The organism is Microbacterium sp. AC035, from assembly GCF_979258485.1.
Map to the genome: position 1 here is coordinate 1,002,862 of NZ_OZ409858.1, position 22,845 is coordinate 1,025,706.

Consider the following 22,845-nt stretch of genomic DNA (forward strand, 5'->3'; position numbering starts at 1 on the left):
CATCATCCTGGCTGGTCCGCGACGTCGTAGACGTCACGGACCAGCCATTTCTCTGTGATCCGGACGAGCACGACCATCCGCTCCCCCTCCGCGGGCGCCGCTCCATCGCCACCCCCTTCGGACGAGGACACCCGGATCACGGCGACGTCCCCGTACTCGTCCACCGGTTCGAACTGCAGCGTTCCGACGCTGGAACCGCCCAGTGCTTCCACGACACCGGCAGAACCGTCAGCGACGGCACCCGCGCAGACCGCGTCGTCCGTCTCGCTGCAGACACCTATCGCATCGATCAGCGATCGTGCCGCCTCGACGGGGTCCTCCGAATCGGATCCGTCACGCGGCTTTCCCTCCCCCGAGGGTGGTACTGGTGCTGGTACTGGTGCTGGTGCAGAAGGCGTCGGCGACGGATCCGCGGGGATCCGGTCGTGTTCCGTCGCCCGGGGAGTGCTCTTCGGCTCGGCAACGGCACCTCGCCCGGCAGGCTCCCCGGTCGCCCCACCCGGCCAGAGGAACCCGCCAGCGAGCACCACGGCGGCCGCCCCCGCGGCGACGATCGTTCGCCGACCACGGCTCACGGGAGCGCGACCGCCCACCTCGGCGCGGGCACGCGAGCGTCCCCGCGCGCCGACGCGTTCGCCAGCGCCGGCATCCGTCCGCCCGCCTCGAAGGAGGGGGTCTCGGTCGGCGTTGCGCCTGCCTTGGCGCTCGAGACGAACGACGACCGCCGCCCGCCAGGCGCCGAGACGATGCACGAGAGGAGTGAGGATGCGCGAGGACAGCGCCCTGACGCGACCGACCTCCCGCGGCAACGAGGAGCGGCTCCTCACAGGACGTCGCACGTCGGTCCTGGGAACCGCTGCGTGCCTCGCAGCGTCCGCATCCCTCGCCAGTTCGGGTGCATGCACGTCCAGCCTCAACGGTTTCGGGGCTGCCGTGTCGAAGAGCTCGGCCTCCCACTTCTCGAGCTGGCGCACCGGCATACCGGGTCGCGCACTGTCGGCGGTGAGCCCCTCCTCGATCACGACGAGCAGACGTGCGAGCGTACGGTCGGCGCAGTCCCGCCGTAACCGAGCCACGAGGGCGGCCCCCGCCGACCGTGCAGTCTCGCCGGCGCCGATCACGAACGTCGGTCTGCCGTCATCCGTGATCCACCACTCGCCGGTCTCTTCCTGCGTCGTGCCTCTTGCAAGCTCGCCCATACCGCGCAGGATGCTGGCCACGAGAGTCGTCATCTCCCCTGACGAGAACGCAGCGTCGGCGGCGACACGACGCCCGAAGAACGAGGAGACTCGCTCCGTGCACCACGGCAGAAGCACGTCATGCCCGTCTGATCGCCGCACGATGTCGAGCGGCCCCGCGACGTGATCGTCACCCGCATGCTCCCACCCTGCCCAGCCGCTGATCGACGCGGAGTCGACGAGCACCGCCACCGTTCCTCCTCGCGTCACCAGCACTCCCCCATACGGCCCTTCGCCCAGATCGATCCTTCTGATCACGCGATGTGCGCCGGGCGCGAGGACCGCCCCTCGTGGTCGCGCTTCTGTGTCTGCCATCACCCCATGTCAGCGCATCGCTCGGATCGCGTGTGGACATGAAGGGGTATGTGGAGGCATCCGCGCGGATCGATGACCTGTGCAGAGCAAGATGGGGCCCGGGAATCCGCCTGACGCGAACGACGCCGTGAGCGCCTCCCGGAGTCGGTATTCTTATGCACATGGCAAACCGCACGTCCGCGCCCGAGAAACGTCCGGGGTTCTTCTCCCAGATCAAGTCCCTCTTCAAGTTCACGAGAGAGATCTACCCCTGGCTGCCCTGGGCTCAGATCGCGCTGCTGGTCGTCGGGGTGCTCCTCGGCCTCATCGTCGGCTACCTGATCCCGCCGTTCCAGGTGTGGACCCTCATCCTCTGGGGCATCTCGGGCCTGATGCTCGGCCTGCTCGGCGCCATGTTCTTGATGACGCGCCTGTCGACCTCCGCGATGTACCAGAAGATCGACGGAATGCCCGGTGCTACCGGACACGTACTCAGCACGAGCCTCGGGCGCAACTGGCAGGGTTCCGAGACACCTGTGGGCATCAACCCGAAGACGCAGGACGCCGTCTACCGCACGGTCGGACGTGGCGGTGTCGTCGTCGTCGGAGAGGGATCGCGCGGACGCCTCAGCCGCCTCGTCAACGACGAGCGCAGCAAGGCAGCCCGTGTCGCCCACGGCGTGCCCGTGACGGTGCTCTACGTCGGCCACGGCGATGATGACGTCGCGATCGCCGACCTCGCCAAGACCATCAAGAAGCTTCCGAAGGTCATCGACAAGGCCACCATGGGCGCCGTCATCCGACGCATCGAGTCGGTGTCGCAGTCGATCTCCTCGCTGCCGATTCCGAAGGGCATCGACCCCACCAAGGTCCGGGCTCAGCGCCCGCGCTGATCCAGCGCCCCGCAGACGCAGAAGCGCGGTCGCACCTCCTCGGAGGAGCGGCCGCGCTTCTTCGTGTCACTCGGAGAGCGGCTGGCGCGGCAGTCGGCGCACCTTCGCGCGACGCCGGCGACGCTCGGGCACCATCGATCGCATCTCGTCGAGCTTGCCGAAGCAGAAGAGCCGATCCTCGGCCTCGAGAACGACATGCTTACGCGGGTTGGGGATGACGGAGACGCCGCGGTGCAGCGTGAGCACCGTGATGTCGCGCTCCCAGAGCCCGGCCTCGCCCAGCGTCTTGCCGACGAGGTCGACCGCGCCGTGCACCATCAGCTCGGCGACTCCGTAGCCTGTGGACACCGTCAGGCGCTGGCGCACATCGATCTCGGGGAATGCCACCTGCCCCGCGATGTAGTCGATGATCGCCCCGGCGACGTCGAGCTTCGTGGCCGTCTCGATGCCCTGCAATCCGGGCGAGGAGTTGACCTCCATGACCAGGGGACCGTCTTCTCCCTCGAGCATGTCGACTCCGGCCACGCGAAGACCCATGATCTGGGCCGAGCGGACAGCAGCGCGTTCGTAGACGGGGTCGAGCTCGACGGCTTCGACAGAGCCACCACGGTGCACGTTGGAGCGGAACTCGTCTCCGGCCGCCGATCGTCGCATGGCCGCCACCACGCGGTCGCCCACCACGAGCGCGCGGATGTCCCGCCCGCGGCTCTCGGAGATGAACTTCTGGATCAGCACGTTCTGCTTGGTCGAGTGCAGAGTCTCGATGATCGCCTCGGCCACCTTCACCTGGGGGGCGAGGATGACGCCGATCCCCTGTGTGCCCTCGAGGAGCTTGATGACGACGGGAGCGCCGCCGACCCGTTCGATCGCCGGCCGCACGTCGGCTCGATTGCGCACGAAGGCGGTCGGCGGCATCGCGATGTTGTGGCGCGAGAGGATCTGGTTCGCGCGGAGCTTGTCGCGCGCGCTCGATATCCCGTTCGCGGTGTTCGGCGTGTAGACGTCCATCTGCTCGAACTGCCGGACCACGGCGGTGCCGAAGTAGGTGATCGAGTTGCCGATGCGAGGCAGGATCGCGTCGTAGTCGCTGAGCTGACGACCGCGGTAGTGCAGATCGGGCTCATCGGCCGTGAGGTCTATCGCGAACCGCAACGTGTTAAGCACCTTGACGTTGTGACCTCGCTGGAGCGCGGCGGCGCGCAGCCGTTGGGTGGAGTACGCCTGCGGCGCGCGGGAGAGCACTGCGATCTTCACGGGGGATTTCCTGCCAGGATGGTCGGGTGAGTAAGTCATCCCATTCAAACACCCTTATCGGGTGGCGAGAATGGGTGAGCCTGCCCGATCTCGGTGTGGACTGGCTCAAAGCCAAGATCGACACGGGCGCTCGGACCTCGTCGCTGCACGCATTCCAGATCCAGGAGTTCGAGCGGGACGGCGTGTCGTGGGTTCGGTTCCGGGTGAAGCCCTGGCAGGACAGCCAGGAGGACGCCGTCATCGTCGAATCCCCGGTGCACGATCGCCGCGCCGTGCGGAGCTCCTCCGGTCACGCGCAGGAGCGCCTCGTCGTCGAGATGCTCATTCGCCTGCATGACCGGGAGGTGCTCGCCGAGGTGACGCTGAGCAATCGGGATGAGATGGGATTCAGGATGCTCATCGGACGCGAGGCGCTGCGACAGGGATACGTCGTCGACCCTGCGCGCTCCTTCCTCGGAGGCCGCGCACCACGAGAGGCGAGACGCCGCAATCGCGGCAAGGACTGAGCCGGCTCAGGCGCGGATGAGCACGAGTCCCGTCACCTTGTCATGCACACCGCGCTGGTCGGCATCCCAGATCACCGCCGGGATCACTATGACGATGAGCAGCGTGCGCACGATCGGTCGCCACACCCCCACCCAGCCGCCACCGAGGCGCACGACACGCATGCCGAGGATGCGGTGCCCTGGGCTGCCGCCCGCAGTCGGGATGAACAGAATCTGCAGCGCGGCGAATACGGCCATCGGCGCGAACATCGTCAGCCCGGCCTCGGCGGGCAGAGCGAACTGGTCGTATCCGAGGAAGCCGGTGGCGATGATCGTCGCAGCGACGTAGTCGATGAGGAGAGCCCCGATCCGTCGGCCAGGGCGAGCGATGCTGCCCGTCCCCGTCTGCGGCATTCCGAGTCGTTCTCCGGGGTACGTGTTCACAGCATCCGTCACGTATCCAGCCTACCGGCGCGTAACATGCCGGAAACAAAGCGGATACCGTGGGGTAACGCCCCGCACGTACTGTGCACAATGGCCGTGAAGCCATCGATCCGCAATCCAGGAGTCGTACATGTTCAAAGATTCGTCCGAGGTACTGACCTACATCAAGGAGAACGACGTCAAGTTCCTTGACATCCGTTTCACTGATCTTCCTGGTGTCCAGCAGCACTTCAACATCCCTGCGTCCACTGTCGATGAGGACTTCTTCGTCAACGGCCAGCTGTTCGACGGCTCCTCGATCCGCGGCTTCGCGAGCATCCACGAATCAGACATGCAGCTCATCCCCGACGTGACCACGGCATACGTCGACCCGTTCCGCGAGGCGAGCACCCTCGTCATGGTGTTCGACATCTACAACCCGCGCACGGGTGAGATCTACTCGAAGGACCCGCGTCAGGTCGCCAAGAAGGCGGAGAAGTACCTCGCGTCGACCGGCATCGCCGACACCGCGGTCTTCGCCCCCGAGGCCGAGTTCTACATCTTCGACGACGTCCGCTACTCGGTCACCGCCGGCGAGAGCTTCTACAAGGTCGATTCCGAAGAGGCCGCGTGGAACACCGGTCGTGAGGAAGAAGGCGGAAACCTCGCCAACAAGACCCCGTACAAGGGCGGCTACTTTCCCGTCAGCCCGGTCGACAAGACCGCTGACCTGCGCGACGACATCACCCTGAAGCTGATCGACGCCGGGTTCATCCTCGAGCGTTCGCACCACGAGGTCGGCACCGCCGGCCAGCAGGAGATCAACTACCGCTTCGACACCATGGTGCACTCGGCGGACGACATCCTGAAGTTCAAGTACATCGTCAAGAACACCGCCGAAGAGTGGGGCAAGGTCGCCACCTTCATGCCGAAGCCGCTCTACGGCGACAACGGCTCGGGGATGCACACGCACCAGTCGCTGTGGAACGACGGAAAGCCGCTGTTCTACGACGAGGCCGGCTACGGCCAGCTCAGCGACATCGCCCGCTGGTACATCGGAGGCCTGCTCGCGCACGCCCCCGCAGTGCTCGCGTTCACCAACCCGACCCTGAACAGCTACCACCGTCTGGTCAAGGGCTTCGAGGCTCCGGTCAACCTGGTCTACTCGGCCGGAAACCGCTCGGCTGCGATCCGCATCCCGATCACGGGCTCCAACCCGAAGGCCAAGCGCATCGAGTTCCGCGCGCCGGATGCATCGGGCAACCCGTACCTCGCCTTCGCCGCGCAGCTCATGGCAGGACTCGACGGCATCAAGAACCGTATCGAGCCGCACGAGCCCGTCGACAAGGACCTCTACGAGCTTCCTCCCGAGGAGGCCAAGAACATTCCGCAGGTTCCGAACTCCCTGCTGGACTCGCTCGAGGCCCTGAAGGCCGACCACCAGTTCCTCCTCGAGGGCGGCGTGTTCACCGAGGAGCTCATCGAGACCTGGATCTCGTACAAGTACGAGAACGAGATCCTGCCGATGGCTCAGCGCCCGCACCCGTTCGAGTACGAGCTGTACTTCGGCGTGTAGCCAGTTCCTGCGGGATTCCTGGGGTTGGTCCGCAGGGAGTCCGCAAAACTCTAAGAGAGCCCGTCAGGTTATGCCTGGCGGGCTCTCTCTTGCGTTCACTTCTGCCAGAGCTGGCAGCGATCTCGCCCAGTCCGAGTCATGCATGGGCGAAACACCTCTTCCCTTGTGTGCTGAGCCCCCGTCAGTATCGACGACGTCCTTGGCTCGGAAGACAGCCATCAGCCCGGGCTCACTGAGTACTGCACGCAGCGGGGGCGTCGTGGCCGGAATGCGTCACGCAGCCCGTTCGCTAAAGTTGACCGGGTGAGGGGATACGCAGAACGCTTCGATTTCGACAAGCACACCATCAGAGGATGGGTGTACGACGCGGAGGCCGAGGACAACCGCGATGTTCGCGTGGTCGCGACCTTCGACGGCGAGATCGTCGGGGAAACGAGACCGAGCGCGACTCGTGACGACCTGCAGAAAATCACGACCCAAGACGCATGGTTCTCTCTCGAGTGTTCCCGACGCTTCACCGCTCTCGATATCGTATCCGGACGGTTCCTGGTCAAAGCTCTGAGTGATGGCCGAGAGGCAACGCTGAGCCTCGGAGCCGACGGTCTAGCCACCCTGAAGAAGGCCGCCGTCGAAGAACTGAATGGCGTGTCGTCGACCACCCTCTGGTCCCCAGAGGAGCGGAACGCGGTGAAACACCAGGTCGAGGCGGGCAACCTGTCCCCCATGCTCATGCCGGCCGGGTTGCCGTCGATGGATGGGTCAGCGGTCATCGGTCTGCGCGGGCACCTGTTCCTCACTGGTGGGACCAACTCCCTGCTGTCGCTGTACGACGAGCCCGTCGACGATGCGCTCATGTCGCGAGTTGATCAGTGGATGAATGTGCTCGCCCAGCGAGGAGAGGGATGCGAGGCGCGTGGGGCGCGCTTCGTTCAGACCATCATCCCGGAGAAACTGACCGTCCTGCGCGACGATGCTCCCCTCGATATCGACGGTCCGAGCCCCGTGCTCCAAGAGATAGAGAACAGGCTGCGCGACGCCGACTTCTACGTCAGCGGCCTCGCACCCTTCGAGGAGTGGACCGACGTCGATGATCCATTCCTGATGGCGGACACGCACTTCTCAGCGGTCGGTGCTCAGAGGATGTTCTCTGCCCTGGCCGCTCAGATCGACCCCCAGCTCGTTCCGCTCGTGGATGCCGTGCGGATGTACCAGTTCAGGTATGCAGTCGGTGACCTCACCGGTCGTTTCAAGTTGCCTCTCTACTCACGGATCGTCGAGCCGAGTGACGATGAGCTTGCCGCCTACGCGGGCGGCATCACGATGATCGAGAAGCACTTCCCTGCCGATGGCGGCATGAGGGGCCGGCGTTTCAGGTGGACCAACAGCACCGCGCCGAGCCCGCTCAAAGTGCTCATCTTCGGCAACTCATTCTTCGGAACCGGAGACTTCGCCGGCTACCTCTCTTGGTGGGGAAAACACCTGTTCCGAGAGTTCCACTTCCACTGGGGGCCGGATGTCGATTGGGATCTCGTGGATCAGTTGAAACCGGATGTCGTCGTAGGGCAGACCGTCGAGAGGTTCCTCAACCGAGTCGCGGCGGTATAGCGGGCGCTAGGACGAACGACCCCGCCCGCCCCGGCCCGAAGGCAGGTGGAGGCCTGTGTCCGTGCAAGGCGTTCAACAGAGGTCGAGGCGGAGATGCCGATCGCAATCGCGATATCAAAACACTCGGACTATGTCGACGCTGGGGACGAAAGACTGACATAGGAAGGGCTGAATCACCGAGCGAGTCACACCCGTACGCTCGACATTCCGAACCGCTCATCCGGAAGAACAGACCACGATATCGAGAAATTCTCGCTGTGTCTGTAGGCCGAAGAGCGGACAGCGGCAGCGCCGTCAGCGCCGCTAGTTTGAACCCATGAGTCCACCACAAGACCAGGAACCACCCGGGGCGACGTTCAACGGAACACCAATATCTCGACGCGCTCTTCTCGCTGCGACCGGGCTTGCTGCCGGGCTTGCCCTCGTAGGGAACGGCATCCTAGAGGCTGCTCCAGCATCGGCCGCAGTCACTGCGGCCAATGGCTACATCTACCCCACGGACCCATTCCGGGCGTCGACAGAAGCGGCGGGGCAATTCAACGCTCCGCGCGAGAACGGCCGACGACACATGGGGCTCGACACGTGGGGGTATCGGGGGATGCCCATCCTCGCGGTCGCCAGCGGGAGAGTGATCGGTGGCGACTGGCAATCAACCTCCGGCGACGGACATGGCTGGGGGCACAACGTACTCATCGATCACGGCAACGGCGTCGTCACCCGCTCCGCGCACTTCAATGGAGCTCCCACTGTTGGACACGGGGCCACGGTCAGTCAAGGTCAGACCATCGGCTACATGGGCAATAGCCAGTACGGCCCGACCAGCGGCATGGGCGTTCACCTTCACTTCGAAGTACTCATCAATGGCGCGTACATCAGTCCGCTCCATTTCCTTACGGTCGGCGCCGGTCCGTCGCCGACCAACCCGCAACCACTCATTCCTAGCTTGGAGGACGACTTGGCTACTCAGCTTTGGCTCTACACCCCGACAAACAACCTTCTGCTCGTAGATCACCTGAACATGACGATCCGCAGCCTTGGCAACAAGGCGAGCGTCGAGCGGTCAGCATTCGACTCGATGGCCTACCGCACGATCGGGGAACCGGCCTGGACTCAGAACTTCTCGAAGTTCAAGTACATCACCGCGCCCGCCTGACCTAGCCCCAGAACGCCCCCGCCCGGCCCGAAGGCTAGGCGGGGGTGTTTCACGTCATCACAACAGGATTCGGACGAGCCGCGCCAGTTCGTCGGATACGCCGTAGATCCAGAGTGGGAAGTTCCGTTCGAGCCCGTCAGGTCATCCTGGCGAGCTCGTGTTGCGGTGGTCTTCCTCCCCCATGCGCGTCGTACGTAGCTACTCGTCCTTGCGGGCGTCGACGGCGACTCCGATCGCGACGCCGATCGATATCCCGAGCCCCATCCCGAGTGCGAGGTTGTCGAACACGGTGAGGCCGAGGCCCGCCCCGACTGCGATCCCCAGGCCGATGCCGACTGCGAGACCGTTCTGCGGCCTCTGCTGCGAGTCCTTCTCTGCATCCGTCATACGCCCACCGTACGAAGGCTCGCGCACTCGGCGCATCCCCCGTGCGGCGGATTCGGGCGCTGCATGATCTGCGCACTCAGCCGACGAGATCCAGCACCCATTCGTTCATCGTCAGCTCGGCATCGCGGAATGTATCGGTGAAAGTGCCCACCATCTCGAACCCACTTCGACGGCATACGCCGTTCGAACCTGCGTTCTCCACCGAGGGGAATGCCGTCAGGAACCTTCGACCATCACGGTGCTCTCTCGCATCATCGATCAGCAGGCCGAGAGCCCGGGAAGCCACTCCCCTCCCCTGCGCCTCGGGGACCACGAACCAGCCTGTCTCGAAAGCCGGCTCGCCACGCCATTCGACTCTCCAGAAGCCGATCGATCCGAGCTGCCGCTGCTCACCGTCTTCGATGACGAACATCCTCGCTTCTCCCGCGTCCCACAGCCGCAGGTAGCGGGCGTTGCGATCGACAAGCTGCCGCTCGGTCTCGACGCCGTTCAGGTATGCCGTCATCTCCGGCGTATTCGCTCGCCGCAGCAGCTCGAGATCGCCCGCGGACCAGCGTCTCAGTGTCAGCGCATCCATGCGTGAACGATCGCACGGGCATCGGACATTCACCACGCCATACACCACAAGGGGCGGGGCCGTGTCGCGCTTGCTTTCGCCCGCCCCGACTGGTCAACTGAGGGGTCCGAACGAACACAAGTGGGGGGCCATCATGCGCCGCAAGAACGACAGGCTGCAGCCGAAGAAGGTCCACACCACCGAGACTCCCCCGGCACAGCCGAAGACCGCCGCCGCCGCCATCGCCCGGATCAATCCCTTCACGTTCGGCCTGCTCGGCGCGTTGGGGGTGCTCGTCGCACTGATGCTCGGCGGGATCGTCAACCAGCTCGCGACGGTCCTGGTCTACATCGGAGTCGCGATCTTCCTTGCGCTCGGCCTCGATCCGATCGTCTCGTTCATCGAACGCAAGCTCCCTCGCCCCGCTGCGGTCGCGATCGTGGTCTCCGTGGTGGTCCTCGCGTTCGCCGGAATCATCCTGGCGATCGTGCCGCTTCTCATCGAGCAGGTGACGAACCTGATCAACGACGGGCCCAAGATGGTCGAGGACTTCATGGCCAGCGCCTGGTTCAAGGACGTGAGCGAGCAGTTCGGTTCCACCTTCGATGATGCGGCACAGGGTGTGCTGAGCTTCGTCCAGGATCCGGGCAACATCCTGAACATCAGCGGCGGAGTCTTCGCGGTCGGCGCCGGGATCGCCGGAGGTTTCACCGGTGTCACCATCGTGCTCATCCTGACCCTGTACTTCATGGCCTCGCTGCGCAGCATGAAGCGCGTCGCGGTGCGCTTCGTCCCCTCGTACCAGCGGGATACCTTCGGCGGTCTCCTGGAAGACGTCTCCGGCGCTGTCGGCCGCTATGTGATGGGGCAGGCCAGCCTCGCGCTGATCAACGGCGTCCTGAGCCTGATCGTGCTCAGCATCATCGGTGCACCCGTGCCGGCCCTGCTCGCGCTGATCGCCTTCATCGGGTCGATGATCCCTCTCGTCGGCACGCTGAGCGCGTCGATCATCAACGCGCTGATCTGCCTCATCGTGAGCCCCGTGACCGCCCTGATCGCGTTCGGGTACTACCTCGTATACATGCAGATCGAGGCATACGTCCTGTCTCCGAGAATCATGAACAAGGCGGTCGCGGTTCCCGGTTCGCTCGTCGTGATCGCGGCCATCGCCGGAGGCGCGCTCGGCGGCATCCTCGGTGCGCTCGTGGCGATCCCGGTCGCCGCCAGCATCATCATCATCGTGCAGAAGGTCGTCTTCCCGACGCAGGACAGCAAGGTCGTCCCGCCGGGAACGCTCAGCGAACGATGAGAGCCGCGGGCTGGACCCGCACCCCGAACGACGACACCTCGCCGACCTCTTCGCCGTCGATCTCGAAGGCGAGCGGGGCGGACAGCGTGATCGTCGCCTTCTCCGCCGAGATGTGCCGCGTGGATTCGCTGCTCACGGCTTCGTCGACGCTGCCGAGAATCCGCCGGATGCCGTTCTCCCAGACGAAGGTGCGCACGGTGTCGAGCCACTGGAGCGGGCCGTCGGCGCTGACGAGCAGGATGTCGAGCAGACCGTCGTCGAGCACCGCGTCGGGGAGCAGACGGATGCCACCCTGCACCATTCCGCAGTTGCCGATCAGCATCGTGTGACCGCGCAGCTCCTGTGCATCGCCGTCGTTCAGAGTCACGGTGATGTCGGTCATCTCGGTGCCCGCGAGCGCGCGGCCCATCGCCTCGACGTAGGCGAGCCAGCCTGCCTTGTCTTTCAGATCATCGTCCGTCTCGACGAGCATCTGCGCGTCGATCCCGAACCCGACCATGACGACGAAGGCATGCTCCTCACCGTCGAGGTCGACCCAGCCGATGTCGATCTTCTTCGGTTCGCCGTCTCGGACACGTTTGAGCGCGGCGGGAATGTTGTTGAGTGGGATCTCGAGGTTGCGGGCCAGCAGGTTGCCGGTGCCCTGTGGGACGATGCCGAGCGCCGTCTCGGTGCCGGCAAGGGATTCGGCCACGGCACGCACTGTCCCGTCGCCGCCCACGGCGACCACCACATCGCACCCCGCCTCGACCGCGGCGGTCGCCATTCCGCGACCCGGGTCCTCGACGCTCGTCTCCCACCACTCGACCTCGGCGGTGAAAATGTCGGCCACGGCGGCGCGCAGCTTCTCCTCATCGATCTTCGAGGGGTTCCAGATCACACCGAGCTTCGAGATCGTCATGCGCTCAGCCTGTGCGACAGGCCGGGAAAAGGCAAATGACGCGCCAGCCCTTGACGGAGCGAGTGCGCGGTCACCCGTAGAAGAGCTGCTCGAACGCCCTGCGCGCCCGGCGGGTCACGCCGAGGTAGTCGTCGTCGAGCACGCTCGCGGAGCGGTCGGGGTATCCGAGCAGCCGACCGATCGCATCGAGGTCACGCGGGTCCGTCGGCAGGACATCGCTCGTCTTGCCCGTGTACAGAGTGATCGCGGAACGCAGACGGCTTGACAGCAACCACGCGGCGCGGAGGAGATCGGCAGCATCCGCCGGGACGAATCCCGCGTCCACAGCAGCCCCCAGGGCAGTGAGCGTCGACGTGGTCCGCAGCTCAGGCACATCGTGGGCATGCTGCAGCTGCAGAAGCTGCACCAGCCACTCGACATCGCTGAGAGTGCCTGGCCCGAGCTTGAGATGGCGACGCGGATCCACGCCCTGAGGCAGCCGCTCCCCCTCGACCCGAGCCTTGATCCGCTTGATCTCACGGGTGCCCTGCAGATCGACCTCCGCGGGATACCGGATGCTGTCGGCGAGGGCAGTGAACTTCGCGATCAGAGTCGCGCTGCCCGCGACTCCTCGAGCCCGCAGCAGCGCCTGCGCCTCCCACGAGAGCGACCAGCGTCGGTAGTACTCCGCATACGCGTCGATCGACCGCACCACGGGGCCGTTGCGTCCCTCCGGTCGGAGGTCGGCGTCGAGGTCCAGCGGCACCCGGTGATCGGTCAGATGCTCTCTGAGCCCCGCGACGATGCGGGTGGCGAGCGATTGCGCCCGCTGAGCATCGACGCCGTTCGCGTCGTAGACATAGAGGATGTCGGCGTCCGAGCCGAATCCCAGCTCCGCTCCCCCGAACCGCCCCATGCCGATGATCGCGAAGTCGAGTGCCTCGTCTTCGGCGGGGACGATCTCGCGCCGGACCGCGCGCAGTGCAGCCTGGATCGTGGCGTCGGTGATCTCGGTGAGCGAGGTCGCGATCTCCTCGATCGACAGCACGTCGAGGACGCCGCCCATGGCGGTGCGCAGAAGCTCCCGGCGACGGAGCGCGCGGACGGCCTGCAACGCGTCCCCCACATTCCGGTGGCGCGTCTGGATGGCCCTGGCCTCTTCGTCGAGCGCGGCCCCGCTGCGAGGACGGAGCAGCTCGCTGCTGTCGAGCCAGGCCACGGACTCGGGGATCCACTCCATCAGCTCGCCGACGTACCGTGACGACGACAGCAGCCTCGTCAGGCTCTCCGCGGCGCCGGAGGAATCCCGCAGCATCCGGAGGAACCAGGGGGTGTCGCCGAGACGCTCGCTGATGCGGCGGAACGCGATCAGCGCGTAGTCCGGATCGCTGCCGTCAGCGAACCAGCGCACCATGACGGGCATGAGATGCCGCTGGATGGTCGCCTTGCGACTCAACCCTGTGGTGAGCGCGCCGATGTGCCGCAGAGCACCTGCCGGATCCCGGAAGCCGATGGCCATGAGCCGGTCGTGCGCCTGCGCCGTCGACAGCGTGCGCTCCTCTTCCGGCAGCGAAGCCACGGCGCTGAGGAGTGGGCGATAGAACAGCCGGGTGTGGATGTCGCGCACCTCACGCCGGACGCTCTCCCACCGAGCCCAGATCGCCTCGCCGGATTCGCCCAGTCCCGTGCTGCGGGCCAGCACGCGCAGCCCGGCAGGCGTGCGTGGCATCAGGTGGGTGCGGCTGAGCTCCCTGAGCTGCAGTCTGTGCTCCATCAGACGGAGCACGCAGTAGTCGTCGGCGAACGAGGCAGCGTCGGCCCTGCCGATGTAGCCGCCCTCCACGAGTGCGTCGAGGCTCTCCAGCGTCCCGCGCGTGCGCAGCCGCGGGTCTGTGAGGCCGTGCACGAGCTGCAGCAGCTGCACCGTGAACTCGATGTCGCGCAACCCGCCCGATCCCAGTTTGAGCTGGTACGGAGCATCCTCCGGGTCGATGTGCTCCATGACCCGTTCGCGCATGCGCTGCACGCTGTCGACGAAGTTCTCCCTCGCGGCGCTCGAGAAGACCTTGGGCTGGACCGCGGCGATGTACTCGGCGCCGAGTCCGGGATCGCCTGCGAGAGGTCGCGCCTTGAGCAGCGCCTGGAACTCCCAGCTCTTGGCCCAGCGGTCGTAGTACGCCAGGTGCGAGCCGAGAGATCGCACCAGCGCGCCCTGCTTGCCCTCTGGACGCAACGCCGCGTCGACCTCCCAGAGCGGCGGTTCGACCTCGATGCCGCTCAGGCCGCGCATCGTCTCCCTGGCGAGACGCGTCGCGATGTCGATCGCCCGCGATTCCGAGACGACGTCGTCGTCTGCTGTTCCGCCGACGAAGATCACGTCGACGTCACTGACGTAGTTCAGCTCGCGCGCGCCCGCCTTGCCCATGCCGATGATGGCGAGCTGCGTGGCTGCGACCTCGTCACGGCTCATCGTGTCGACGAGCCGTCGACGAGCGATCGCCAGCGCCGCCTCCAGTGCGGCACCGGCGATGTCGGCCAGCGACGCGGCGACGTCGGCTACGATCCGCACGGGGTTGTGCGCCGTCAGATCGATTGCGGCGATCACAGCGAGGTTGCGCCGGTAGGCCACACGCAGGGTGACCACCGCACCGTCGTCGCCCGACTCCGCGAAGCCGTCTCGCGCGCCGACCGCATCGAGCATGCGCGTGCGCAGCTCGTCCGCCGAAGGCAGCTCCGTCGATCGGTCGGCCAGCACCGACACCTCGGTGGGGTGTCTCAGGAAGAAGTCGGCGAAGCCCTGCGACGCCCCGAACACCCTCCATGCCCGTCTGCGTGCCCGCTGGTCGGTGAACAGGGCCGCGATCGGTGCCGCATCGCGTCTCGCCACACGCAGCATCCCCTCGACCGCCGCGTCGGGATCAGCAGCATCCGCCTCGCTGAGCAGGAGCGACCGGTCGACGCCGATCAGCGTCGCGAGTTCGGTGAGGTTCGCCGCAGCCTCGCTGAGCTCGGCGAACCCCAGCCTGGCCAGCGCGGAAAGAGAGACGGAGTCGTCCGAACGGGCCATGGGCGACGCTCAGAGGAGCTCGAGGTTGTTCTTCAACTCCAGCGGCGTGACCTGGCCTCGGTAGGCCTCCCACTCCTTGCGCTTGTTCAGAAGCACGTAGTTGAAGACCGACTCGCCGAGGGTCTCGGCGACCAGCTCGGAGCTCTCCATGTATTCGAGCGCGTGATCGAGGCTCGCCGGCAACGCCGAGTAGCCCAGCGCACGACGCTCGGCGTCACTGAGCGACCACACGTTGTCCTCGGCCTCGGGAGGCAGTTCGTACTCCTCCTCGATGCCCTTGAGGCCGGCCGCGAGCATGAGCGCGTAGGCGAGGTAAGGGTTCGCCGCGGAGTCGAGCGCACGATACTCCACGCGCGACGAGCCGCCCTTGTTCGGCTTGTACATCGGCACGCGTACGAGCGCCGAACGGTTGTTGTGCCCCCACGTGACGAAGCTCGGAGCCTCGTCGCCGCCCCAGAGGCGCTTGTACGAGTTCACGAACTGGTTGGTCACCGCGGCCATCTCATTGGCGTGCCGCAGGAGACCGGCGATGAAGTGACGACCGGTCTTGGAGAGCTGGTACTTGGCACCCTCTTCGTAGAACGCGTTGCGCTCCCCCTCGAAGAGCGACATGTGCGTGTGCATGCCGCTTCCGGGGTGACCGCTCAGAGGCTTCGGCATGAACGTCGCGTAGACACCCTGCTCGATCGCGACCTCTTTGATGACCGTGCGGAACGTCATCACGTTGTCGGCCATCGTCAGCGCGTCGGCGTAGCGGAGATCGATCTCGTTCTGGCCCGGTCCACCCTCATGGTGGCTGAACTCGACTGAGATCCCGAGGTCTTCGAGCATCCGCACCGAGCGGCGGCGGAAGTCGTGGGCCGTGCCGCCCGGCACGTTGTCGAAGTACCCTGCCGAGTCGACAGGTACAGGGCCTTCAGGGCCGAACGACGACGACTTGAGCAGGTAGAACTCGATCTCGGGATGCGTGTAGAAGGTGAACCCCGCATCGGCGGCCTTCGCGAGCGTGCGCTTGAGCACGTGCCGCGGGTCTGACACGGCCGGTCGCCCGTCCGGCGTGGTGATGTCGCAGAACATGCGCGCGGTGGGGTCGATCTCGCCGCGCCACGGGAGGGTCTGGAAAGTGGTGGGGTCGGGCTGCGCGAGCAGGTCGGACTCGTAGCTGCGGGTCAGCCCCTCGATGGCGGAGCCGTCGAACCCGATCCCCTCGGCGAACGCGCCCTCGACCTCGGCCGGCGCGATGGCGACGGACTTGAGAGTGCCGATGACATCGGTGAACCACAGGCGGACGAACTTGACGCCGCGCTCTTCGATCGTCCGGAGGACGAAATCTCTCTGCTTGTCCACGGTCACTCAGCGCCCTTGCCGGTTCCGGCGTCCCAGCCGCTCTCGGCGGCTTCCTCGTCGGCCCAGGCACGCGAACGCTCCTTGAGCTTCTCGGGAGCCCGAGACGCCTCTGCCTCGGTGTCGAAGGGACCGACACGGTCAGCCGACGCGGAGATCATGCCGAACTCCACCTGACCGGTCTCCAGGTTGTACCAGTACTTCTCATCGCCGTTCGACATGGCCGATCCCCTTCTTCACGTGGTGTCATCGATCCTATCGGCGCGGACGTCGGTCGCTAAGCTATCGAGCATGGCAAAAGCGATCGGCGTCGACATCGGCGGCACGGGTATCAAGGCAGGTCTCGTCGACCTGGAGCACGGCATCATGGCCTCGGACAGGGTTCGCGTGCCCACTCCTGAGGGTGCATCTCCGCAGGATGTCCTGCAGGCGGTGCAGACCGTGCTGAAGACCCTCGACGTCAAGGACTCGACTCTCCCGCTCGGCGTGGCGTTCCCCGCCATCGTCAAGCGCGGCAAGACCCTCTCGGCCGCCAACGTCTCGAAGGAGTGGGTCGACTTCGATGCCGAGCGGTTCTTCCGCGACGGCCTCGGACGCAACATCGTCTTCGTGAACGACGCCGACGCGGCAGGTGTCGCCGAGGCACGCCACGGTGCAGCCCGCGATGTGCGCGGTTTCACGCTGCTCACGACGCTCGGCACGGGTATCGGCTCGGCCTTCCTCTACGACGGCGTGCTGCTGCCGAACACCGAGCTCGGTCACCTGAACTTCGGCGAGTACGAGTCTGTCGAGACGTATGCCGCGACCTCCGCCCGGGAGCGAGAGGGGCTCAGCTGGTCGGAGTGGGCCGAGCGTCTGCAGAAGTTCTACTCGCACATCGAGTTCCTGTTCAGCCCCGACCTGTTCGTGGTCGGCGGCGGCGTGTCGAAGAACGCCGGGGACTTCCTCCCGCTGCTCGACCTCAAGACCCCGATCGTCCCGGCGATCCACCGCAACAATTCGGGCATCATCGGCGCGGCGTCCCTCGCCGGCGACTGATCCCACGACCACAGACTGCAGAAGGCCCCGCCGATCCGGTGGGGCCTTCTCCGTTTCCGGTAGAGAGATAGGCGGCTTCCCGGGGTGCGGGCTCTCGGACGGTCAGTCCGCAGAAAATACTGCGCACCACCAGGACACGTGGCAACATGGCATCCCTGCGTGTCCTCCTCGGTCGGTGAGATACCTCTGGACTACGGCCCCGACGTCCAGGTCGCGTGGCAACGAAAGGCAGCTTCGAGATGAACCAACCGTCAGAATCATCCTGGGAGAAGCCGGTCTCGCCGGCGACGTCGGCGGGGTTCGTGCCCGTCGAGAGACCTCAGGCGAAGAAGCTGAGATCGCGCCATGTCACGATGATCACCCTCGGCGGGATCATCGGGGCGAGCCTCTTCGTCGGTTCCGGCAACGTGATCCGCGCCGTCGGGCCGGCCGCGGTGCTGTCGTATCTCATCGGCGGGCTGCTCGTGTTCCTCGCAATGCGCATGCTCGGCGAGATGGCGGCTTCGCGCCCGGCCATCGGCTCGTTCATGGAATACGCACGAGTGGGCCTCGGCAACTGGGCCGCGTATGTCGTCGGGTGGCTGTACTGGTACTTCTGGGTCGGCGTGCTCGCCTACGAGGCGGTGCTGGGCGGCGAGACCATGGCGAGCTGGTTCCCCGCAGTCCCGTCATGGGCGTGGTCGCTGATCCTGATCGGGATCTTCGTCGGCACGAACATCATCTCCGTCCGAGCGTTCGGCGAGGTCGAGTTCTGGCTCGCCAGCGTCAAGGTGCTCGCGATCGTCGTGTTCCTCGGTGCCGGTCTGCTGTTCGCCTTCGGCCTGTGGCCGAACTCCGAGGTCTCGATCTCGAACCTGTGGGAGCACGGCGGCTTCGCCCCGAACGGCTTCGGCGTCGCCTTCACAGGAGTGGCGCTGGTGATCTTCTCGTACTTCGGCACGGAGATCGCCGTGATGGCGTCTGCCGAGTCGGAAGACCCCGCCAAGGGCATCCGCCAGGCGACGAGCACGATCATCTGGCGAATCCTGCTGTTCTTCGTCGGCTCGGTGCTCATCATCGTGACCGTCGTGCCGTGGAACGAGCTGCCGGCTCCGACAGACGTCGCCAACGCACCGTTCACCTACGCCCTCGAGCAGTTCGGCATCCCCGGGGCGAGCATCATCATGCAGCTCGTCATCTTCACCGCGGTCATCTCGGTGCTGAACTCGGGTCTCTACTCGGCCTCGCGCATGTTCGCGGCGCTCGCCGAGCAGGGCTTCGCGCCGAAGATCGTGGCGAAGAGGTCGAAGAACGGCGTACCGGTGATGGCGCTGCTGGCCTCGACCAGCGGCGGACTCATCGCCACCCTGGTGAACTTCCTGACGCCCGGATCCGGCATCTTCGACTTCATCATGAACTCGGCCGGCCTCGTCGCCCTGCTCGTCTACGTCTTCATCGCCGTCACTCAGTGGCGGCTCCGCCAGAAGATGACACCGGAGGAGGTCGCGAATCTCAAGCTCAAGATGTGGCTGCACCCCTGGCTGAACATCCTGCTGATCGCCTGCATCGCTGCAGTGATCGTCGTGATGATGTTCAGTGAGGGAGGCCGCACCCAGGTGTGGACGAGCCTCATCGCCACGGGCGTGCTCGTGCTGTTCTGGCCCCTCGTGCGACGCAACCTCAAGCGCAGGAAGGCTGCGGAGGCTGCGGAGGCTGCAGACAGCGTCTCGGACACTCTCAGCGGTCGGCCGTAGAACCGCTCCGAGAACACCGTGCGCCTTCACGTCGACGCTCGGCTGTCGCCGGTCGCACCCGGGCGCTCGGCGAGAGCAGCTTTCCGCGCTCAGCGTCGCTGAGGCTCCATCACGAACGGTTCCGTCGCGAGCGGCTCCATAGCTCCCGGCCCCAGCGTCAGAACATCGCCCGGATAGAGCAGCGACCCCAGCCGGTTGTATGTCATCGCCGCGTGGACGTCCGTGCACAGCCGTTCCCGCACTGCGATCGGCGCATCCCCTTCCGCGACCGTGTACGTCGCGATCCGGCCGTCCGATGTCTTCGTGATCGTGCCGCGGGCATGATCGGTCTCGCCGTTGTCCACCGGGAGTACACCGTTCCACGTGGCGTAATAGGTCGGCTCTTCATCTCCCTCGCTGTACCCGGGAATCGAGATCATGGAAAGCACGTCGCAGCGGCTCACCTCTGAAGTCGACGTCGAAGTCGGGGTCGGCGTGGGGGTGCCGCTCGGCGTCGGCTTCGCGGCGGGCTGCACCTCGGCCGCGGTCTCTACGATCTCCGGAGTCGGCGCGCTGCAGCCGGCGAGCACTGAGACGGACAGGGCGGTGAAGAGCGCCACGGTCGCGGCAGCTGTGCGGTTCGGCATCAACGAACGCTACCGAGCAACCGGCTGTGACGCCAGAGGCAGGAGCGGACGGTCGGGACGCTCCGCGGAGGCCTGACACGCTGAACCGGACAATCCTGGCCAAGCCTGTAAGTGCGAATGGGCCGACCTGTACGCCGGGTTCTGTTCCGGGGTTCTTCGCCCCTTCGACGGCCATCTCTCTCGGCGACACGTTGCCGTGGCACTCTAGCGGTCTACCCGAGGACTCGGCGAGCCGCGTCAACATCCTCTGTCTGACCTTGCTCCGGACGAGGTTTACCTGGCGGGCCATGTCACCATGGCCCCCGGTGGTCTCTTACACCACCCTTTCACCCTTACCCCTTGCGGGGCGGTCTGCTCTCTGTGGCACTTTCTCGCGGATTGCTCCGGGTGGGTGTTACCCACCGTCCTGCCCTGAGGAGCCCGGACGTTCCTCGGTGCGGTTGCCCGCCACGCGACCGTCCAGTCGACCCATTCGCACCTTCAGTCTACGACCAGCGCGGCTCACTTCTCAGCCGACTCCGCGATCCGCAGATCGAGCGGAACGTCGATGGGGAAGTCCCCGAAGAGTCGGCGCGTGGCCACCGCAGCGGCTTCCCGCACGGCATCCGCTGCGGCATCCGCCTGCTCTCGGGGAACGTGCAGGATCACCTCATCGTGCAGGAAGAAGGCCAGGTGCGCGCGTGAGCCGAAGATCCCGGATGCCGGGGCCTCTCGCTCCGCCTCGGGAAGTCGCTGCAGGCGGTGCCTGATCTCAGCGAGCCAGATCAGCGACCACTCGGCCGCGGTGCCCTGCACCACGAAGTTGCGGGTGAAGCGTCCCCAGTCGCGCGCGCGACGCCGGGCGAGTGCCACCTCTGCGGGATCGGCGTCGGCGTCGGTGGCGGCGGCCTGCATCGCTTCCCACTCGATCGACGGACGAGGAGACGATCGTCCCAGCCAGGTCGACACGACTCCCCCGTCCTCGCCGAACCGTGCAGCCTTGTCGACGAGCGCCATCGCCCGCGGATACACCTTGCGCAGCCGGGGAACCAGCCGCCCGCTGTCGCCGGTCGTCGCTCCGTACATCGCCCCGAGCACCGCGTACTTCGCCTCTTCGCGCGTCGCCACGGCGCCCGATTCCACGACCCCGGCGTACAGGTCCTTTCCCTGCGCCGCCCGGGCCATCGCACGGTCGCCCGCCATCCCTGCGAGCATCCGCGGCTCCAGCTGAGCGACGTCGGCGACGACCAGGGTCCACCCCTCGTCAGCGCGCACGGCGGCGCGCAGGTTGCGCGGCAGCTGGAGGGCGCCACCGCCGGCCGATGCCCACCGCCCCGTCACGACACCGCCCGTGATGTAGATCGGGCGGAAGCGCCCGTCATGCACCCACTCGGCGAGCCAAGACCATCCGTTGGCACTGAGCAACCGCGACAGCTTCTTGTACGCCAGCAAAGGCTCGACCACGGCATGGCTGTGCTGGGCGAGCTCCCACCGACCGGTCGACTCGACCTGCACGCCGACGCGGTGCAGAGCGCGGAGCAGCTTCGGCTGGCTTTCGAGGTTGAGGGTGGGGTCTGCGAGGATCGAACGCACCCGGTCGCCCTGAGCCACCATGTGGCTCGGCAGACCTCCCGCCATCGGGCGGGTGCCGAGTATCTCGGTGAGGATGCCATCGTGCACCGACTCGTTCCAGGGCAGGCCGGCTGCGCGCATCTCCTCTGCGATGAGCCCCCCTGCCGATTCGGCCGAGGTGAGCAGCGTCAGGCGACCGTCCTTGCTGTCCTTGAGAACGCGGCGTTGCTCGCGGTACTGATCGAGGGCGTCCCCGACAGGGTCATCCGGCGCGTCATGCGCGACGACGTCGAACAGCGCCGGGGCTTCGTCGACCGGCTCCCGTCGCACCCAGGACGACGACGGAGCGAGCGGGCGGGGGACCTTGTCCGTGTCGCGAAGAATCGCATGGCAGAGCAGCAGGTCATGCGATCGGCCGAGAAGGACACCTGCATCGAGAAGCACGGGATAGATCTCCCTGGCGCTGCGGATCACCCAGCGCGGCGGGTTCTCGCTCTCCTGAGCCGCGACCCACTCGGGCATCTCCGCCGCGGAGAGCTCGAAACGGCGGGCCTCAGCGTCGTCGGCATCGAGTTCCACCGCGGTGTAACCGCCCGAGCGAGCCGCTACGAGGAGGACTCGACGCTCGGCCTGCCGCGAGCTCACCGCTGTCGCGCTCGCGGCGCAGAGATCACAGCCCGGATTCCTCGGTGCGCACGAGAATGCACCCGCACTCGGGGCAGTAGACGACGAGGTCGTCCGCAGCATTGCGGATGTCGTTCAGATCGGTGCCAGGGAGCAGCATCCGGCAGCCTTCGCAGGTGCCACGGGACAGCACAGCGGCGCCGGCGCTGTTCGCGGCGCGACGCGTGTACTCGGCCAGGAGCGGCGCAGGAAGTGGTGCCGTCACCGCTTCGCGATCGCGAGTCAACTGGGCGATGAGGTCGGTCGCGGCAGCGACGTCTGCCTTGGCCTGAGCAGTGAGCGCGGTTCCCTCTGCCGTCGTCGTTCCGAGCAGCGCCTGCTGAGCGGCGACAGCTGCGTCGGCGTCTTCGACACGGCCCATGACATCGAGCTCGATGTCCTCCAGATCGCTCTGACGCTTGGCGAGGCTGGCAATCTCGTGCTCGAGCGCCTGCGCCTCCTTCGAGTTCGTCGCCGTGGCGAGGCGATCGGCATCGCGGGCCCGGCGCTGTTCGACGAGCTTCACATCGGACTCCAGCCGCGTGAGCTCGGTGCGCACATCGTCACGCGTGCCGGTCAGCGCGGTCAGCTCGCGGAGCTGATCCTGACGGATGGCGACGAGCTCGGTGATGCGGGCCGCCTGAGGCGGCTTGGTGCGCGCGCGCTCCGCCTGCGCGATGCGCCGGTCCAGGTCGGCGACGTCGAGCAGGATGCGCTGGTGTTCTGGGCTGGCGTTCACGCTCTCAAATCTAGTCGCTGCGCGGTGACGT

Annotated in this window: 20 protein-coding genes and 1 other RNA gene; 8 read left to right on the top strand and 13 right to left on the bottom strand. The window is 66.3% G+C overall.

The genetic code is table 11. The features are described from left to right. Window positions 1-2: 2 nt before the first annotated feature. Window positions 3-1,553 (bottom strand): hypothetical protein, encoded by a 1,551-nt coding sequence (locus ACZ0AA_RS04805; protein WP_463512278.1) that lies wholly within the window; start codon window positions 1,551-1,553, stop codon window positions 3-5. A 161-nt stretch (window positions 1,554-1,714) separates the two neighbouring features. On the opposite strand from ACZ0AA_RS04805, the gene ACZ0AA_RS04810 reads away from it, so the two are divergent. Further along, window positions 1,715-2,425, top strand: coding sequence for a DUF4191 family protein (locus ACZ0AA_RS04810; protein ID WP_400860123.1), 711 nt, complete (start codon window positions 1,715-1,717; stop codon window positions 2,423-2,425). A 66-nt stretch (window positions 2,426-2,491) separates the two neighbouring features. On the opposite strand, the gene ACZ0AA_RS04815 is transcribed toward ACZ0AA_RS04810, so the two are convergent. Beyond that, window positions 2,492-3,679 (bottom strand): RimK family alpha-L-glutamate ligase, encoded by a 1,188-nt coding sequence (locus tag ACZ0AA_RS04815; protein WP_400860122.1) that lies wholly within the window; start codon window positions 3,677-3,679, stop codon window positions 2,492-2,494. A 26-nt stretch (window positions 3,680-3,705) separates the two neighbouring features. Between ACZ0AA_RS04815 and ACZ0AA_RS04820 the strand changes: the two genes are divergently transcribed. Continuing rightward, window positions 3,706-4,185, top strand: coding sequence for an ATP-dependent zinc protease family protein (locus ACZ0AA_RS04820; RefSeq protein ID WP_463512279.1), 480 nt, complete (start codon window positions 3,706-3,708; stop codon window positions 4,183-4,185). A 6-nt stretch (window positions 4,186-4,191) separates the two neighbouring features. On the opposite strand, the gene ACZ0AA_RS04825 is transcribed toward ACZ0AA_RS04820, so the two are convergent. Then, window positions 4,192-4,578, bottom strand: coding sequence for an RDD family protein (locus tag ACZ0AA_RS04825; RefSeq protein ID WP_463513822.1), 387 nt, complete (start codon window positions 4,576-4,578; stop codon window positions 4,192-4,194). Between the two features lie 160 nt (window positions 4,579-4,738). Here ACZ0AA_RS04825 and glnA (ACZ0AA_RS04830) point away from each other — a divergent pair, with 160 nt between their 5' ends. From glnA (ACZ0AA_RS04830) to ACZ0AA_RS04840, 3 genes are all read left to right on the top strand, one after another. Further along, on the top strand, window positions 4,739-6,163 hold the full coding sequence (gene glnA, locus ACZ0AA_RS04830) for a type I glutamate--ammonia ligase (RefSeq protein ID WP_140037208.1): 1,425 nt from the start codon (window positions 4,739-4,741) through the stop codon (window positions 6,161-6,163). 303 nt (window positions 6,164-6,466) lie between these two features. Then, complete coding sequence (locus ACZ0AA_RS04835; RefSeq protein ID WP_463512280.1) at window positions 6,467-7,768, top strand: alginate O-acetyltransferase AlgX-related protein; 1,302 nt, start codon at window positions 6,467-6,469, stop codon at window positions 7,766-7,768. A 568-nt stretch (window positions 7,769-8,336) separates the two neighbouring features. After that, window positions 8,337-8,921 carry a M23 family metallopeptidase gene (locus ACZ0AA_RS04840; protein WP_463512281.1) on the top strand — a complete coding sequence of 195 codons (585 nt, stop codon included), beginning with the start codon at window positions 8,337-8,339 and terminating at the stop codon, window positions 8,919-8,921. A 198-nt stretch (window positions 8,922-9,119) separates the two neighbouring features. On the opposite strand, the gene ACZ0AA_RS04845 is transcribed toward ACZ0AA_RS04840, so the two are convergent. Together ACZ0AA_RS04845 and ACZ0AA_RS04850 are read right to left on the bottom strand one after the other, a co-directional pair. Continuing rightward, window positions 9,120-9,308, bottom strand: coding sequence for a hypothetical protein (locus tag ACZ0AA_RS04845; protein WP_463512282.1), 189 nt, complete (start codon window positions 9,306-9,308; stop codon window positions 9,120-9,122). A 76-nt stretch (window positions 9,309-9,384) separates the two neighbouring features. Beyond that, a complete protein-coding gene (locus ACZ0AA_RS04850; RefSeq protein ID WP_463512283.1) occupies window positions 9,385-9,885 on the bottom strand; it encodes a GNAT family N-acetyltransferase in 501 nt (166 codons plus the stop codon). Between the two features lie 133 nt (window positions 9,886-10,018). Here ACZ0AA_RS04850 and ACZ0AA_RS04855 point away from each other — a divergent pair, with 133 nt between their 5' ends. Beyond that, window positions 10,019-11,173, top strand: coding sequence for an AI-2E family transporter (locus ACZ0AA_RS04855; protein ID WP_463512284.1), 1,155 nt, complete (start codon window positions 10,019-10,021; stop codon window positions 11,171-11,173). Here ACZ0AA_RS04855 and ACZ0AA_RS04860 read toward each other — a convergent pair. The 4 genes from ACZ0AA_RS04860 to ACZ0AA_RS04875 form a co-directional block, all read right to left on the bottom strand. Beyond that, window positions 11,160-12,074 carry a diacylglycerol/lipid kinase family protein gene (locus ACZ0AA_RS04860; protein WP_463512285.1) on the bottom strand — a complete coding sequence of 305 codons (915 nt, stop codon included), beginning with the start codon at window positions 12,072-12,074 and terminating at the stop codon, window positions 11,160-11,162. The two genes, ACZ0AA_RS04855 and ACZ0AA_RS04860, sit on opposite strands and share 14 nt — an antisense overlap. Before the next feature lie 70 nt (window positions 12,075-12,144). After that, window positions 12,145-15,120 (bottom strand): bifunctional [glutamine synthetase] adenylyltransferase/[glutamine synthetase]-adenylyl-L-tyrosine phosphorylase, encoded by a 2,976-nt coding sequence (locus tag ACZ0AA_RS04865; RefSeq protein WP_463512286.1) that lies wholly within the window; start codon window positions 15,118-15,120, stop codon window positions 12,145-12,147. A 9-nt stretch (window positions 15,121-15,129) separates the two neighbouring features. Beyond that, window positions 15,130-16,467, bottom strand: coding sequence for a type I glutamate--ammonia ligase (gene glnA, locus ACZ0AA_RS04870; protein ID WP_042541155.1), 1,338 nt, complete (start codon window positions 16,465-16,467; stop codon window positions 15,130-15,132). Window positions 16,468-16,469: 2 nt separating this feature from the next. Further along, window positions 16,470-16,685, bottom strand: a complete 216-nt coding sequence (locus ACZ0AA_RS04875; RefSeq protein WP_400860111.1) for an SPOR domain-containing protein — start codon at window positions 16,683-16,685, stop codon at window positions 16,470-16,472. A gap of 70 nt (window positions 16,686-16,755) precedes the next feature. Between ACZ0AA_RS04875 and ppgK the strand changes: the two genes are divergently transcribed. Together ppgK and ACZ0AA_RS04885 are read left to right on the top strand one after the other, a co-directional pair. Next, complete coding sequence (gene ppgK / locus ACZ0AA_RS04880; protein ID WP_400860110.1) at window positions 16,756-17,502, top strand: polyphosphate--glucose phosphotransferase; 747 nt, start codon at window positions 16,756-16,758, stop codon at window positions 17,500-17,502. Window positions 17,503-17,741: 239 nt separating this feature from the next. After that, window positions 17,742-19,235, top strand: a complete 1,494-nt coding sequence (locus tag ACZ0AA_RS04885; protein ID WP_463512287.1) for an amino acid permease — start codon at window positions 17,742-17,744, stop codon at window positions 19,233-19,235. An 89-nt stretch (window positions 19,236-19,324) separates the two neighbouring features. Here ACZ0AA_RS04885 and ACZ0AA_RS04890 read toward each other — a convergent pair whose 3' ends face one another. From ACZ0AA_RS04890 to ACZ0AA_RS04905, 4 genes are all read right to left on the bottom strand, one after another. Then, window positions 19,325-19,861 carry a hypothetical protein gene (locus tag ACZ0AA_RS04890; RefSeq protein ID WP_463512288.1) on the bottom strand — a complete coding sequence of 179 codons (537 nt, stop codon included), beginning with the start codon at window positions 19,859-19,861 and terminating at the stop codon, window positions 19,325-19,327. Window positions 19,862-19,975: 114 nt separating this feature from the next. Continuing rightward, an RNA gene (gene rnpB, locus ACZ0AA_RS04895) (RNase P RNA component class A) lies at window positions 19,976-20,332 on the bottom strand. Between the two features lie 30 nt (window positions 20,333-20,362). Further along, window positions 20,363-22,057: a bifunctional 3'-5' exonuclease/DNA polymerase gene (locus ACZ0AA_RS04900; RefSeq protein WP_463512289.1), complete on the bottom strand. Its 1,695-nt coding sequence runs from the start codon at window positions 22,055-22,057 to the stop codon at window positions 20,363-20,365. A 25-nt stretch (window positions 22,058-22,082) separates the two neighbouring features. Further along, window positions 22,083-22,814 carry a zinc ribbon domain-containing protein gene (locus tag ACZ0AA_RS04905; protein WP_400860102.1) on the bottom strand — a complete coding sequence of 244 codons (732 nt, stop codon included), beginning with the start codon at window positions 22,812-22,814 and terminating at the stop codon, window positions 22,083-22,085. Window positions 22,815-22,845: the final 31 nt, after the last annotated feature.

Bases quoted from the DNA above. Each gene is read 5' to 3' on its own strand.
- ACZ0AA_RS04865 (WP_463512286.1), bottom strand. From the start codon at position 15,120: ATGGCCCGTTCGGACGACTCCGTCTCTCTTTCCGCGCTGGCCAGGCTG.
- glnA (WP_140037208.1), top strand. From the start codon at position 4,739: ATGTTCAAAGATTCGTCCGAGGTACTGACCTACATCAAGGAGAACGAC.
- ACZ0AA_RS04825 (WP_463513822.1), bottom strand. From the start codon at position 4,578: ATGCCGCAGACGGGGACGGGCAGCATCGCTCGCCCTGGCCGACGGATC.
- ACZ0AA_RS04875 (WP_400860111.1), bottom strand. From the start codon at position 16,685: ATGTCGAACGGCGATGAGAAGTACTGGTACAACCTGGAGACCGGTCAG.
- ACZ0AA_RS04805 (WP_463512278.1), bottom strand. From the start codon at position 1,553: ATGGCAGACACAGAAGCGCGACCACGAGGGGCGGTCCTCGCGCCCGGC.
- ACZ0AA_RS04885 (WP_463512287.1), top strand. From the start codon at position 17,742: ATGAACCAACCGTCAGAATCATCCTGGGAGAAGCCGGTCTCGCCGGCG.
- ppgK (WP_400860110.1), top strand. From the start codon at position 16,756: ATGGCAAAAGCGATCGGCGTCGACATCGGCGGCACGGGTATCAAGGCA.
- ACZ0AA_RS04890 (WP_463512288.1), bottom strand. From the start codon at position 19,861: ATGCCGAACCGCACAGCTGCCGCGACCGTGGCGCTCTTCACCGCCCTG.
- ACZ0AA_RS04850 (WP_463512283.1), bottom strand. From the start codon at position 9,885: ATGGATGCGCTGACACTGAGACGCTGGTCCGCGGGCGATCTCGAGCTG.
- ACZ0AA_RS04860 (WP_463512285.1), bottom strand. From the start codon at position 12,074: ATGACGATCTCGAAGCTCGGTGTGATCTGGAACCCCTCGAAGATCGAT.
- ACZ0AA_RS04845 (WP_463512282.1), bottom strand. From the start codon at position 9,308: ATGACGGATGCAGAGAAGGACTCGCAGCAGAGGCCGCAGAACGGTCTC.
- ACZ0AA_RS04840 (WP_463512281.1), top strand. From the start codon at position 8,337: ATGGGGCTCGACACGTGGGGGTATCGGGGGATGCCCATCCTCGCGGTC.
- ACZ0AA_RS04855 (WP_463512284.1), top strand. From the start codon at position 10,019: ATGCGCCGCAAGAACGACAGGCTGCAGCCGAAGAAGGTCCACACCACC.
- ACZ0AA_RS04810 (WP_400860123.1), top strand. From the start codon at position 1,715: ATGGCAAACCGCACGTCCGCGCCCGAGAAACGTCCGGGGTTCTTCTCC.